This is a genomic window from Streptomyces sp. NPDC005266, from assembly GCF_040607655.1.
Classification (GTDB): Bacteria; Actinomycetota; Actinomycetes; order Streptomycetales; family Streptomycetaceae; genus Streptomyces.
Genome location: NZ_JBEXHC010000027.1, coordinates 24,041 through 36,452, shown reverse-complemented (window position 1 = coordinate 36,452; position 12,412 = coordinate 24,041). Strand labels below are relative to the sequence as shown.

The following is a 12,412-nucleotide window of genomic DNA, read 5'->3' as shown; positions in this document are numbered from 1 at the left end:
ATTTCTGCGGTCAGGCATGGTTTCGCTGGTAGCGAGGGAGGCGTGTGGCGTCTTGTGTCCGCTTCGTGATCGAGGGGTGCGCGGTGGCGTCGGTGCTGGGAATGCTGGAGGAGCGGGAGGCGGCTGCCCGGGTGCGTGTGGGGGGGCTTGCGGGAGGTGCCCTGGGATCGGAAACACCACTAGCGTGGAGGGGTGGTCAGGCCGATGAAAGCGGATGAACGTAGGACGCGGGTCAGCGAGGTACGCCGTCGGCTCGCCCAGGAGGGGCCACCGTGGACGCGGGATGGTGAGGCAGACTTCGAGAGGGTCACCGTGCCCGAACGCGATTGCGACCTGCTGCGCGACCTGCTGGTATCCGAGGGCGCGCAGACGGTTGTCGAGGTCGGTCTCGCTTACGCCAGTTCCGCGCTCGCGATCGGTGAGGCGCTGGTCACCGTTAACCCGCCGCATCCCCGGCACGTCATCATCGACCCGTTTCAAGAACGTGTTTGGTCTAATGTCGGCTGGGACCTGCTGCGCTCCGCGGGGCTGGAATCGATCGCCTCGCTTGTGCTCGCTCCTTCGTCGATCGCGCTCCCGCAACTCCTCACCGAAGGTCTCTCCGCCGACGCGGCATTCGTGGACGGGAGTCACCGTTTCCATGAAGTCTTCGTCGATCTCTACTTCTTGCGCAAGATTGTCCGGCCCGGCGGACTGATCGTCCTCGATGACGCCTGGGCGCCGTCAGTGCTGAGCGCCGTCCACTACTACGAGCGAAACCTGGGGTGGACGGTGATTCCCGACGCCTTCCCGGCCGCTGATCCCCGGGCCAAACCAGTGACTCGCTGCAAGGCTATTCGCTTGCCCGACCCCTCGTTCGAGCCGTCCTTCGAGGAGTTCACCCCGTTCTGAGCTTCAGCTGAGAGGCGGGACGCGGCGCCGTTGACGAGAACGGGACTCAGGACACGATCCGCTGCCGGAGCAGCGCGTCTCTGGGGCTGAGCGGGGGGCGACTTGCCGGTGGCAGGCCGCCCCCGGCCGCTGCTACGTCGGTTCGTGGCAGGAGCAGGGCCCGGACGGCACCGGCCGCATCCAGGTGACGGCGGGTCGTGACCGGCGCCGGACGTGGACTGGGCCGCGCCGAGGCCCGTGAACTGGGGCATCTGGGAGCCCAGGTGGTCGTCAACGACCTCGGGCAGGGCTGCCGCGACGGTTCGGGCGAGGCGTCCGGCCGGACCCGCGGAGGCGTCGGCCGGACCCGCGGAGGAGGTGGCCGAGGAGATCCGGGCCGCCGGCGGCCGGGCCACGGCCCATGCCGGCGATGTGGCCGACTTCGCGCAGGCGCGGGAACTCGTGGCGCCCGGTCCCAAACGCCGGACGGGCCGGATCTTCCAGGAAGATCCGGCCCGTCCGGCGATCGAGGACACCTCGGGGGTGTCGTGGTCACGCCCGCACGGCCCCGTTTTCGCCCGGGCGGCGGTGGCGGCCGTGGACCGGCGCCTGCGCCTCCTCGGACGCTGCCTGCCCCCGGTGCTTGCCCTGACCGGCATCGGCCTGGGCCGCGGCGGCGTCCTGCGGGCGCGCCTGGGTCGTGTCGATGTGGGTTTCGGACATAGGTGGGAAGTCACCCCATCAAATCGCTCCGTACTGTGCGAGAGGGGCTGGCCAGGATGTCACTACGCACCACCGCAAAAACGCCCCGCGAGTGTACGGAACGCATGGCTGCGCAGCCCCCGCCCGAAGTTTAACCAGGATGCTGATCTCTCACCCACCGGGGTGGGCGGGGCTGCCGGGGCCGGGCGAGCGGCGCCTGCTGGAGCGGTACGGGCCGCAGAGCGGCCGCGGACCCGGCCCCCGCCGCGACGGGCTCCGGGCCGGTGCCCGGGTCGGGCCCGGTCTCCTGCTCGACCCCGGCCCATGACCCGGTCCCGACCCAGGGCTCGACCCCGGACCCGGCGTCCCTCGCCGACCCGGGCCCCGGCGCCCGGTCCGGCAGCGGCGTCGGGACGGCGCCGCCCGCGAACCCGGATGCCGTACCGCCCTCGACCCTGGTCCACGGGGTGATGCCGACGGTGGGGGCCGCCCGGGGTGCCGTGCGGGGCGACGGTGCGACGGGCGCCGTACGGGCGGCCAGGGCACGAGGCATCTGGACGACCCTCCGCGCCGGAACCCGCACCGCCGCCGGAACGCGCACGGCTACCGGAGCCGCCATCGGAGCCGCCGTTGACGCCGCCTCCGGCGCCGCTCCCGGGGCCTCCGATGCCCCTGTCGCTCCGCTCACCCCTGCCACCCCTGCCACCCCTGTCGCCCCCGCCGCGCCCGGCGGCCGCACCCGCGCCAACCCGCACGGCACCTGACGCGTCGTGTACGGCAGCCGCAGCTCGCCGTACCGGGTCCACAGACCCGCGCCCGCAAGCCAGCCCTCAGGCGCCGAGAACTGGCGCAACTGCCGCTCCGCCGGGCGCCATACGCCCACCCACGGCCGTCCGGTCCCGGCCGGGCCGTCGATCCGGAAGGCGACCCAGCACCCCTCCGGCGTCAGCACCTGCCCCGGCTGCACGGCGAACGGCGTGGCCTCCGACTGGGCCGCCGGCCGCAGGCAGTCAGGGAACCGGACCGGCCGGGCGGAGCCGAGGACGCCCCACCCGAGCCGCTCGTCGCCCGGCGCGTCGGACCGCAGCAGCAGCAGACCGCTGTCGGGGTCGGCGAGCAGCAGCCGGTCGTTGCTCCGCTCGGTGATCTGCAGCAGCGGGCTGGTCTCGCCCCCGCGCCGCAGATCCACGACGACGGTCTTGGTGCGGCCGTCGAGCTCGCGGTCGAGGGCGAGCAGCCGCCCCGTACGGTCCAGCCAACTGCCGCCGGTGCAGCGGCCGGGCACCTCGGCGAGGTGCTGGGGGCCGAGGGCGGCGCCGTGCACCAGCCACACCGAGGTGGACCGCGGCCCGCGCGCCAGTGCGAAGGCACACAGGCCCCCGGGGGCGGGCGGCAGCAGCGAGACATCGGCCCGGTCGAGGGAGCCGAGCGGCCGCTCGCCGGTACCGGGCCCGGTCGGGTAGATCAGCGAGAACGCGTGGTGGCCGGCCACCCGGCGGTGGATCAGCACCTGCCCGTCGGCGAGCGGCAGCAGCTCGCTGTCCGGCTCCTCGGGCTGGGCGGCGGGCAGGGGCACCGCGTAGGGCTCGGGTCCGTCCAGCGTCCAGCGCTCGGGGAACCAGCAGCCCGGCTCTCCGCCGAGCGCGAGCCGCGCGCCGTACGAGCGGTCCGAGGCGATGGTGAAAACCCCTCGTGGCCGGGCGCTGACGCCCGCGGTGATGGCGGCGTCGAAGGCACATGCGGTCATCGTTCAGTCACCTCCGGCCATTGAACGTAGGTTTCGCACTCCCTGCGCATGGGCGGTAAGGGGGTTGATCCACCCGTACGTGTGGCTGTTGCCCGATTCGCCTGAGAGGTCGCGGATGAATGTGCTGTAGGCAACGGCGCGGCCCTGGACCGCGGCGCCGAAGCCGACGCGGTCTCGACCCGTACGAGAAGAAGGCGCGGACGCTCGGCGGGGACATCGGCCCCACAAGCCGACCGTGACGACTTCTGGTCCACTGATCCGCGGCTGCCGGAGAGGCTTTCCGGGGCCGTCGCGGGGCCGTCGCGGGGCCGTCGCGGGGCCGTCGCGCGGAGTGAAGGTGTAGGCAAGGCTTCCCGGTGATCCGGGAGGTAGCCTTGCCCCGTGCCCGCACTCAACGACGTTCTCGCCGCCCTCGACGCACTCTGGCTGCCCGAGCGGGCTGAGCAGTGGGACGCCGTGGGCACGGTGTGCGGCGACCCCGGAGCCGAGGTCTCCCGGGTGCTGTTCGCCGTCGACCCCGTCCAGGAAGTCGCCGACGAGGCGGTGAAGCTCGGGGCCGATCTGCTGATCACCCACCATCCGCTCTATCTGCGGGGCACGACGACGGTCGCCGCCTCCACCTTCAAGGGGCGGGTGGTGCACACCCTGATCAAGAACGACATCGCGCTGCACGTGGCGCACACCAACGCCGACACCGCCGACCCCGGCGTCTCCGACGCCCTCGCCGGCGCGCTCGATCTGCGGATCACCGGCCCGCTGGTGCCCGATCCGACCGATCCGGCGGGCCGCCGGGGCCTCGGCCGGATCTGTGAGCTCGACCGCCCCGAGACGCTGCGGGAGTTCGCCGGGCGCGCCGCCGCCCGGCTGCCCGCCACGGCCCAGGGGATCCGTGCCGCGGGCGACCCGGACCGTACGATCCGTACGGTCGCGGTCAGCGGCGGCTCCGGCGACAGCCTCTTCGACGCGGTGCGCGCGGCCGGGGTCGACGCGTATCTCACCGCCGATCTGCGCCACCACCCGTCCTCGGAAGCACGTGAGCGCAGCGATGTCGCGCTGCTGGACGCCGCGCACTGGGCCACCGAATGGCCCTGGACCGAACAGGCCGCGGCCCAGCTCGACGAGATCTCCGACCGACACGGCTGGGATCTGCGGACCCATGTCTCCCGTACGGTCACCGACCCGTGGACGGCCCACGCGGCGGCCCCCGCCCCGTCCGTCTAAGTCCTCCGTTCCTCCACCATCCCTGGGAGCCCCAAGCTGAACGCCGCGCCCGCCGACCAGATCCGCCTCCTCGACGTCCAGGCCCTCGACGTCCGGCTCTCACAGCTCACGCACAAGCGCCGGACGCTGCCCGAGCACGCCGAGATCGAGACCCTGACCGCCGACCAGACCCAGCTGCGTGACCTCCTCGTCGCCGCGCAGACCGAGGAGAGCGACACCGCCCGCGAGCAGACGAAGGCGGAGCAGGACGTGGACCAGGTGCGCCAGCGCGCCGCCCGCGACCAGCAGCGTCTCGACTCCGGAGCCATCACCTCCCCCAAGGACCTGGAGAACCTGCAGCACGAGATCGCCTCCCTCGCCAAGCGCCAGGGTGACCTGGAGGACGTCGTCCTGGAGGTCATGGAGCGGCGCGAGTCCGCGCAGGAGCGGATCACCGAGCTGACCGGCCGGCTGGAGTCCCTCCAGACGAAGATCCGCGAGGTCACGGCGCGGCGGGGCGCGGCGGCCGAGGAGATCGACGCCGAGATCGCGACCGTCACCAAGGAGCGCGAGGTCGTCTCCAGGACCATCCCCGCCGATCTGCTGGGGCTCTACGACAAGCTGCGCGAGCAGCAGGGCGGCGTCGGCGCGGCCCGGCTCTACCAGCGGGCCTGCGACGGCTGCCGCCAGGAGCTCGCGATCACCGAGCTCAACGAGGTGCGAGCGGCCGCCCCCGACGCGGTGGTGCGGTGCGAGAACTGCCGCCGCATCCTGGTTCGTACGCCCGAGTCGGGACTGTAGGCGATGGCACGGCGCTTCATCGTCGAGGCGGACGGCGGCTCCCGGGGCAACCCGGGCCCGGCCGGCTACGGCGCCGCCGTCCTCGACCCGCAGACCGGCGAAACGCTCGCCGAGGCGGCCGAGTACATCGGCACCGCGACCAATAACGTCGCCGAGTACAAGGGCCTGATCGCCGGCCTGCGGGCCGCGTACGCCCTCGACCCGGAAGCCCAGGTCGCGGTGCGGATGGACTCCAAGCTCGTCATCGAGCAGATGTCCGGCCGCTGGAAGATCAAGCACCCGGACATGCGGCCGCTCGCCGCCGAGGCCAAGTCGGTCTTCCCGCCCGGCCAGGTGACGTACCAGTGGATCCCGCGGGAGCAGAACAAGCACGCGGACCGGCTCGCCAACGAGGCCATGGACGCGGGCAAGCGCGGCGAGCAGTGGCAGCCGAAGGTGCCGCCGGGCGGCACGCTGGCGACGGCCGCGCCCGAGGCCCCCGCCCCCGCCGACGACGCTCTCGCCGAGCCCGCCGCCACGGCCTCCCCCTCCGTGGGCTGGGGCTCCGCCGACCTCGGGGCCCCCACCACCTTCGTCCTGCTCCGGCACGGCGAGACGCCGCTCACCCCCGAGAAGCGCTTCTCCGGCAGCGGCGGCACCGACCCCGAACTGTCGGAGATCGGCCGCCACCAGGCCGAGCGCGTCGCGTCGGCCCTCGCCGCACGCGGCACCATCCAGGCCATCGTCACCTCCCCCCTGCGGCGCTGCCGCGAGACCGCCGACCTGGTGGCCGCCCGCCTCGGCCTCGACGCCCGCGTCGACGAGGGGCTGCGCGAAACGGACTTCGGCGCCTGGGAGGGCCTGACCTTCGCCGAGGTCAAGGAGCGCTACCCGGACGACCTGGCAGCCTGGCTCGCCTCTTCCAAGGCCGCCCCCACCGGCGGCGGCGAAAGCTTCGCGGCGGTGGCCCGCCGGGTCGCCCTCTCCCGCGACAAACTGATCGCCCGCTACCCGGGCCGCACGGTGCTCGTCGTCACCCATGTGACGCCGATCAAAACCCTGGTCAGGCTGGCCCTGGGCGCTCCGCCGGAGTCCTTGTTCCGGATGGAGCTGTCGGCGGCGTCGCTGTCGGCGCTGGCGTACTACGGTGACGGCAACGCGTCGCTGCGGCTGCTGAACGAAACGTCACATCTGCGGTAGCAACCCGACACCCTGGTGAGGCTGGCTCTGGGCGCCCCGCCGGAGTCCTTGTTCCGGATGGAGCTGTCGGCGGCGTCGCTGTCGGCGCTGGCGTACTACGGCGACGGCAACGCGTCGCTGCGGCTGCTGAACGAAACGTCACATCTGCGGTAGCAACCCGACTCGGCAGCAGGTTCTCCGTCTGCGCGGCCCCGAGTACGCGATCGACGCGGCCGTGGTGGTGATCGCCCTCAAGCCACAGCGTCCCGTCGTCATGCTGACCTCCGACATGGACGACATGACCAAGCTCTGCGGCGACCGGGTCCGGCTGGCCGCGGGGTAATCGCGGTGTGAGGCAGTCGCAGCCCGGTGGTCGCAGCCGGTGTCAGGCGCGGAGCGCCGCCGCCTCGTGGGCCAGGGACTCGATCCGCGCCCAGTCGCCCGCCTCCAGGGCGTCCGGCGGGAGCATCCAGGTGCCGCCCACGCAGGCCACGTTGGGCAGGGCCAGATACTCCGGGGCGCGCGAGGCGTTGATGCCGCCGGTGGGACAGAAGCGGGCCTGGGGCAGGGGTGAGGCGAGGGAGTTGAGGTAGGCCGTACCTCCGGCGGCCTCCGCCGGGAAGAATTTCATGTCGGTCACCCCGCGCTCCAGCAGCGTCACGACTTCCGACGTGGCCGAGACCCCCGGCAGATACGGCACGCCCGAGTCACGCATCGCGCCCAGCAGCCGGTCCGTCCACCCCGGGCTGACCAGGAAGCGCGCTCCGGCCGCGACGGCCGTCTCCACATGGTCGGGGGTCAGCACGGTTCCGGCGCCGACCACTGCCTCCGGGACCTCGTCGGCGATCGCCCCGAGCGCGTCCAGGGCGGCCGGGGTGCGCAGGGTGACCTCGATCGCGGGGAGCCCGCCCGCGACCAGGGCGCGGGCCAACGGTACGGCGTCGGCCGCGTCGTGGAGGACGACGACGGGGAGGACGGGGGCGAGGTCGAGCGGGGAGGAGGCGGCGCGAGAGGTCACGGCGCTCATCCTGTCGCCCCCGCACGCTATGCGCAACGATCGTTGCGCGTGATGCAATGCGCCTCAAGGCTTGCCCATCGGCTACAGCTCCGTCACCACCACATCCAGCGCCCATGGCCGGCCCGTCCGCTCCGGCGCCGTGGCCTCCACCGCGTACCCCAGCTCCCGCAGCGCCTCCACCAGCTCGCCCGGTCCGCTCGGCGTGGCCCCGGTGAGCAGCAGGTCCCGTACCAGCCGTCCCTTGGTGGCCTTGTTGAAGTGGCTGACGACGGACCGCTTCTCCACTCCGTTCACGATCGCCGACTGCAGCACCCGCACCGTCGCAGTCCGCTCCGCGGTCTCCCCCTTCGGCTTCCACGCCGCCGCGTACGCCGCCGACCGCAGGTCCAGCACCAGGCCCTTTCCGGCGGCCTCCGGCACGACGTCGGCCAGCGGCGTCCGGGTCCGCCAGTACGTGCCGAGCGCGCCCAGCCCCGGGAGCTTCACGCCCATCGAGCAGCGGTAGGAGGGGATGCGGTCGCCGATCCGTACGGCGCCCCACAGCCCGGAGAACACCAGCAGCGAACGCCCCGCCCGGCGCCGGGCGGCGGTGGGGAGCGTCGCCAGGCCGAGGGCGTCGTAGAGCACACCGGTGTAGATCTCCCCGGCGGGGCGCGTCCCGGCTTCCCGCAGCGCCGCGTTCTTCGCGACCTCACCGCGCAGCCCCTCGCTCAGCCCCAGCACCTCCGCGGCCTTCGCCTCGTCGCCCGAACACAGCGCCACCAGCTCGTCCAGCACCTCCGCCCGCGCCTCGTCCAGGCGCGGCAGCGACAGCGAGCCCAGGTCCAGCGGGGCGGACCGGGGGCCTCCCGTGGCCTTTCCCTCGGACGGCGGCAGCAGGACGAGCACGGGTTCTCCTCACAGGTCGGTACGGGGCGGGTCCGGAGGCGGGCCCGCCCCGCGCAGCCTACGGCTACCGCAGCCACACCGTCGTATGCGATGGCACCTCGTCACCGGTGAGCGGCCCGCTGCTCAGCAGCACCTCACTTCCCGCCGGCAGCGGGACCGGCCGCGCCGACAGATTGCTGAGACACTGCCAGCCGCTGGAGCGACGGAAGTGCAGCACACCGGCGTGGGGACCGTCGATCGAGTCCAGCCATTCCAGCCCCTCGTCCCCGAGCAGCTGCCCGCGCAACCCCAGCGCCTCCCGGTAGAGCTCCAGCGTGGAGCCCGCCACCCCCTCCTGGGCCTCGACGGAGAGCTCGCCGAAGTAACCCGGCTGGGGAAGCCAGGACCCGCCGTCGCCGAATCCGTAACTCGGCCCGGAGCGCGTCCACGGCAGCGGCACCCGGCAGCCGTCCCGGCCCTTGATCTGGTGGCCGCTGCGCTCCCAGGTCGGGTCCTGGAGCGCGGAGCGCGGCAAGTCGGCGACCTCCGGCAGCCCCAGCTCCTCACCCTGGTAGAGATATGAGGAACCGGGGAGGGCCAGTATCAGCAGGGTCGCGGCGCGGGCGCGACGCAGCCCCAGTGCGCGGTCGGCCACCGGCTCACGGCCGTCGACCAGCAGCCACCTCTCGCGGTCCGTCCTGCTCAGCTCGTCCGGGAGCGCGAGCCGGCTGGCGTGCCGGATCACATCGTGGTTGGAGAGCACCCAGGTCGCCGAGGCGCCCGCCTCGCGGGCGGCGGACAGCGCCCCGTCGATGACGGCGCGCAGCGCGGGGGCGGCGGGCGGGGCGTTGAGGAAGTCGAAGTTGAAGGCCTGGCCCAGCTCGTCGGGGCTGGCGTACGGCGCCCGGCGGGCGCCGCGCACCCATGCCTCGGCCACGCCGATCCGCGGCGGATCGTACTCGTCGAAGACCTTGCGCCACTCGCGGAAGATCCCGTGCACCTCGTCGCGGTCCCACAGCGGATGGCTGCCGTCCTCGGGCAGGTCCTCCGGGTCGTAGCCGCTGACCTCCCCGATGTCGCGCAGCGGGTCGACGAGGTCCTTGGCCAGACCGTGGGCGACGTCGACCCGGAAGCCGGCCACGCCGCGATCGGACCAGAAGCGCAGCGTGGTGAGGAAGTCGGCGCGCACCTCGGGGTGGTCCCAGTTGAGGTCGGGCTGTTCGGGGGCGAAGAGATGGAGGTACCACTGGCCGTCGGGCAGCCGGGTCCAGGCGGGGCCGCCGAAGCAGGAGACCCAGTCGGTGGGCGGCGAGGCGCCGTCCGGTCCGCGCCCCGCGCGGAAGACATACCGGTCGCGGGCCGGGTCGCCGGGTGCCGCGCGCAGGGCCTCCTGGAACCAGCGGTGGTCGCTGGAGGTGTGGTTGGGGACGATGTCGACCATCACCTTGAGGCCCAGCCGGTCCGCCTCGGCGATCAGCCGGTCGAAGTCGTCGAGGGTGCCCAGGCGCGGATCGACATCACGGTAGTCGGCCACGTCATAGCCGCCGTCGGCGAGCGCGGACGGATAGAAGGGGCTCAGCCAGACGGCGTCGACGCCCAGATCCGCCAGATAGGGCAGCCGGGACAGGACACCGGGCAGGTCACCCACGCCGTCCCCGTCGGAGTCGGCGAAGCTGCGGGGATAGATCTGGTAGAAGACGGCCTGCCGCCACCAGTGGGGGTCGGTGGGCTGAACGGTCACGAGGTCCTCGCGGTGGTGTGTGTACGGATGTGAGGGACGGCGCGCGTCGGATCAGCTCCCTTGGGCGCCCGTTCCGCCTCGGTCAGCAAGTCGTCCAGGTTGCTGGTCCCGCACGCGGTGGTGGGACCGGCGGTCATGGCGAGGCTGCCCGCGCCCGCGAGCAGCGCCCTGCGGCTCAGGGCCAGCGCTCTCCTCCCGTTCCGTCAGGGCTGCCGCTGTGACAGCGTTTGCAAGCTATGGGTGACGGCTAGGGGTGTCAACGGTCGGTTCACTAAAAGTTGCGAGGAAGAACGCGAGCGATTACTGATGACAGCGTTGCCACAATTTCCTGTCGCCGAAGCCGCCAGCACGTGTCGGATGGCCGTGGGCGCGTGCTACCGTCCCGCCATGTCCGCAGCTCCCGACGGCCTCGCCGGCCATGACGGCGAGGCCACGATGGCCGATGTCGCCCAGCGGGCCGGCGTCTCCGTCTCGACCGTCTCCCGGACGCTGCGCGGTCTGTCCAGCGTCTCCCCGCAGACCCGGAAGCGGGTCGAAAAGGCATCCCGCGAGCTGTCGTTCGCCGTCTCGCGCAGTGCGTCCAGCCTGGTCACGGGAAAGACGCGGCGAGTGGCGGTCCTGACACCCCACCTGGACTCATGGTTTCTGGGCGCCGCCCTGTCCGGGGTGAGCCAGGTGCTCCGCGAAGCCGATCTCGATCTGCTCGTCTACAGCGTCCCCGACCTGGCCGAACGCACCGCCTTCTTCGACCGGCTGCCCGCCCGGCGCAACGCCGACGCGCTGCTCGTCGTCTCCTTCGATCTCACGCCCCAGGAGCGCGCCCGGCTGGACGAGCTCGGGATGCCCGTGATCTTCATCAGCCAGCACGCCCCCGGCCGTCCGAGCGTCTACATCGACGACGCCGACGGGGCGCGGCGCGGTATGCGCCACCTGCTCAACCTCGGCCATCGGCGCATCGCCTTTCTCCAGTCCAGCGACGACACCGGCTTCTACTGGAGCTCCCAGGCGCGGCTGACCGGCTACCGGCAGGCCCTCGAGGAGGCCGGCCTGGTGTACGACGAGGACCTCGTCCACTACCCCGTCGCCCGCCAGCGGCGCGGCATCGGCGAGGCCGTCGGTCATCTGCTGAGCCTGCGCCACCCGCCCACGGCCGTCTTCGCCGAGTCGGACGAGGTGGCGATCGAGGTGATCAGCGTCCTGCGGGCGGCCCGTATCGACGTCCCCGGCCATATGTCCGTCCTCGGCTTCGACGACCACCAGCTCGCCGAGTGGCTGGACCTGACCACGGTCGCCCAGCCGGTGGTGGACATCGGACGCGCCGCCGCGGAGCTGGCCCGGTCCATCATCGAGGACCCGGACGCCGACCCCGCCCGGCACCGCGTCTTCCCCACGCGCGTCATTCCGCGGGGCAGCACCGCCCCGGCCGCCCCACCGGCGCGGGGAGCGCGACCGGAAGCAGGCGCGGCCCGTCCGCACGACATCTGACGGCACGGACGCGTACGCCCCGGCTCCCCGGCCCCGGCCCCGGCTCCGGCTCCGGCTCCGGCCCCGGCTCCGGCCCCGGACGGGGACCACGAGGACTGCCTTTCCGTTCCCCCTCTACCGGCTCGTCGACCGGGTCTACCGGCTCGTCGACCGGGACAACAGCGACATGACGCTCCTCAGCGACCCCGAGGGCGCCGACTATCGCCGGAACGTCACGATCCCCTTCGGTAAGCAGCTCGACCTGTCCGCGCCGTTCTCCTTCGCGCTGGAGGCGACCGACTTCGTCCGAGCCGCCCCCGACCGGCGGGTATCATGGTCGTTACGGCGGACGAGCCGGCCGGGCGGCCGCGTCGGGGCCCTCCGAGGTCCCGCCGAGGAACGTCCGGGCTCCACACGGCAAGGTGGTGGGTAACGCCCACCCGGGGTGACCCGCGGGACAGTGCCACAGAAAACAGACCGCCGGACGCCGCAAGGCATCCGGTAAGGGTGAAACGGTGGTGTAAGAGACCACCAGTGCCCAGGGTGACCTGGGCAGCTAGGTAAACCCCACCTGGAGCAAGGTCAAGAGGAGCCGCCCCACGGCGGCTCTGCGCGGACGATCGAGGGCTGCCCGCCCGAGTCCGCGGGTAGACCGCACGAGGCCGGCGGCAACGTCGGCCCTAGATGGATGGCCGCCTCCCCGCGGGCCGCAAGGCCCACGGGAGACAGAACCCGGCGTACAGGCCGACTCGTCCGCCATTGCGGCCCTGACCAGTACAAACGCCCTGGTTAGGGCCATCGGCCGCCCGTTGGGCTTCCCTTCCTGACCTGCGATTTCCCGGAA

9 protein-coding genes, 1 other RNA gene and 4 pseudogenes are annotated in these 12,412 nt (G+C 72.8%); 9 read left to right on the top strand and 5 right to left on the bottom strand.

The genetic code is table 11. The features are described from left to right. Positions 1-312: 312 nt before the first annotated feature. Together ABZU99_RS31755 and ABZU99_RS31750 are read left to right on the top strand one after the other, a co-directional pair. Entirely contained in the window at positions 313-891 is a 579-nt protein-coding gene (locus ABZU99_RS31755; RefSeq protein WP_355951308.1) for a class I SAM-dependent methyltransferase, read from the top strand. 197 nt (positions 892-1,088) lie between these two features. After that, positions 1,089-1,335: pseudogene (locus ABZU99_RS31750) on the top strand (short chain dehydrogenase); the annotation flags it as partial. Positions 1,336-1,422: 87 nt separating this feature from the next. Here the strand turns inward: ABZU99_RS31750 and ABZU99_RS31745 are convergent. Beyond that, positions 1,423-1,593, bottom strand: coding sequence for a hypothetical protein (locus tag ABZU99_RS31745; RefSeq protein ID WP_355951305.1), 171 nt, complete (start codon positions 1,591-1,593; stop codon positions 1,423-1,425). Between the two features lie 706 nt (positions 1,594-2,299). Further along, positions 2,300-3,319 (bottom strand): annotated as a pseudogene (locus ABZU99_RS31740) (hypothetical protein); the annotation flags it as partial. 381 nt (positions 3,320-3,700) lie between these two features. Between ABZU99_RS31740 and ABZU99_RS31735 the strand changes: the two are divergent. The 5 genes and pseudogenes from ABZU99_RS31735 to ABZU99_RS31715 form a co-directional block, all read left to right on the top strand. After that, positions 3,701-4,540: a Nif3-like dinuclear metal center hexameric protein gene (locus tag ABZU99_RS31735; RefSeq protein ID WP_356048439.1), complete on the top strand. Its 840-nt coding sequence runs from the start codon at positions 3,701-3,703 to the stop codon at positions 4,538-4,540. A 36-nt stretch (positions 4,541-4,576) separates the two neighbouring features. Continuing rightward, complete coding sequence (locus tag ABZU99_RS31730; RefSeq protein WP_355951476.1) at positions 4,577-5,320, top strand: C4-type zinc ribbon domain-containing protein; 744 nt, start codon at positions 4,577-4,579, stop codon at positions 5,318-5,320. A 3-nt stretch (positions 5,321-5,323) separates the two neighbouring features. After that, entirely contained in the window at positions 5,324-6,499 is a 1,176-nt protein-coding gene (locus ABZU99_RS31725; protein WP_356048437.1) for a bifunctional RNase H/acid phosphatase, read from the top strand. Between the two features lie 9 nt (positions 6,500-6,508). Next, positions 6,509-6,652, top strand: a pseudogene (locus ABZU99_RS31720) (bifunctional RNase H/acid phosphatase); the annotation flags it as partial. A 28-nt stretch (positions 6,653-6,680) separates the two neighbouring features. Further along, a pseudogene (locus ABZU99_RS31715) lies at positions 6,681-6,821 on the top strand (DNA-binding protein); the annotation flags it as partial. Positions 6,822-6,863: 42 nt separating this feature from the next. Here the strand turns inward: ABZU99_RS31715 and eda are convergent. The 3 genes from eda to ABZU99_RS31700 all read right to left on the bottom strand — a co-directional run bounded on the left by eda (position 6,864) and on the right by ABZU99_RS31700 (position 10,104). Further along, positions 6,864-7,505: a bifunctional 4-hydroxy-2-oxoglutarate aldolase/2-dehydro-3-deoxy-phosphogluconate aldolase gene (gene eda, locus ABZU99_RS31710; protein WP_355951298.1), complete on the bottom strand. Its 642-nt coding sequence runs from the start codon at positions 7,503-7,505 to the stop codon at positions 6,864-6,866. A gap of 72 nt (positions 7,506-7,577) precedes the next feature. Continuing rightward, positions 7,578-8,384: a peroxide stress protein YaaA gene (yaaA, locus tag ABZU99_RS31705; protein ID WP_356048435.1), complete on the bottom strand. Its 807-nt coding sequence runs from the start codon at positions 8,382-8,384 to the stop codon at positions 7,578-7,580. A gap of 64 nt (positions 8,385-8,448) precedes the next feature. Further along, positions 8,449-10,104: a glycoside hydrolase family 13 protein gene (locus tag ABZU99_RS31700; protein ID WP_356048433.1), complete on the bottom strand. Its 1,656-nt coding sequence runs from the start codon at positions 10,102-10,104 to the stop codon at positions 8,449-8,451. A gap of 387 nt (positions 10,105-10,491) precedes the next feature. On the opposite strand from ABZU99_RS31700, the gene ABZU99_RS31695 reads away from it, so the two are divergent. Together ABZU99_RS31695 and rnpB are read left to right on the top strand one after the other, a co-directional pair. Continuing rightward, positions 10,492-11,589: a LacI family DNA-binding transcriptional regulator gene (locus ABZU99_RS31695; protein ID WP_356048431.1), complete on the top strand. Its 1,098-nt coding sequence runs from the start codon at positions 10,492-10,494 to the stop codon at positions 11,587-11,589. A 329-nt stretch (positions 11,590-11,918) separates the two neighbouring features. Continuing rightward, an RNA gene (rnpB, locus tag ABZU99_RS31690) (RNase P RNA component class A) lies at positions 11,919-12,324 on the top strand. Positions 12,325-12,412 lie beyond the last annotated feature (88 nt).

Coding starts and splice junctions, on each gene's coding strand:
- ABZU99_RS31745 (WP_355951305.1), bottom strand. CDS start 1,593: ATGTCCGAAACCCACATCGACACGACCCAGGCGCGCCCGCAGGACGCC.
- ABZU99_RS31725 (WP_356048437.1), top strand. CDS start 5,324: ATGGCACGGCGCTTCATCGTCGAGGCGGACGGCGGCTCCCGGGGCAAC.
- eda (WP_355951298.1), bottom strand. CDS start 7,505: ATGAGCGCCGTGACCTCTCGCGCCGCCTCCTCCCCGCTCGACCTCGCC.
- ABZU99_RS31695 (WP_356048431.1), top strand. CDS start 10,492: ATGTCCGCAGCTCCCGACGGCCTCGCCGGCCATGACGGCGAGGCCACG.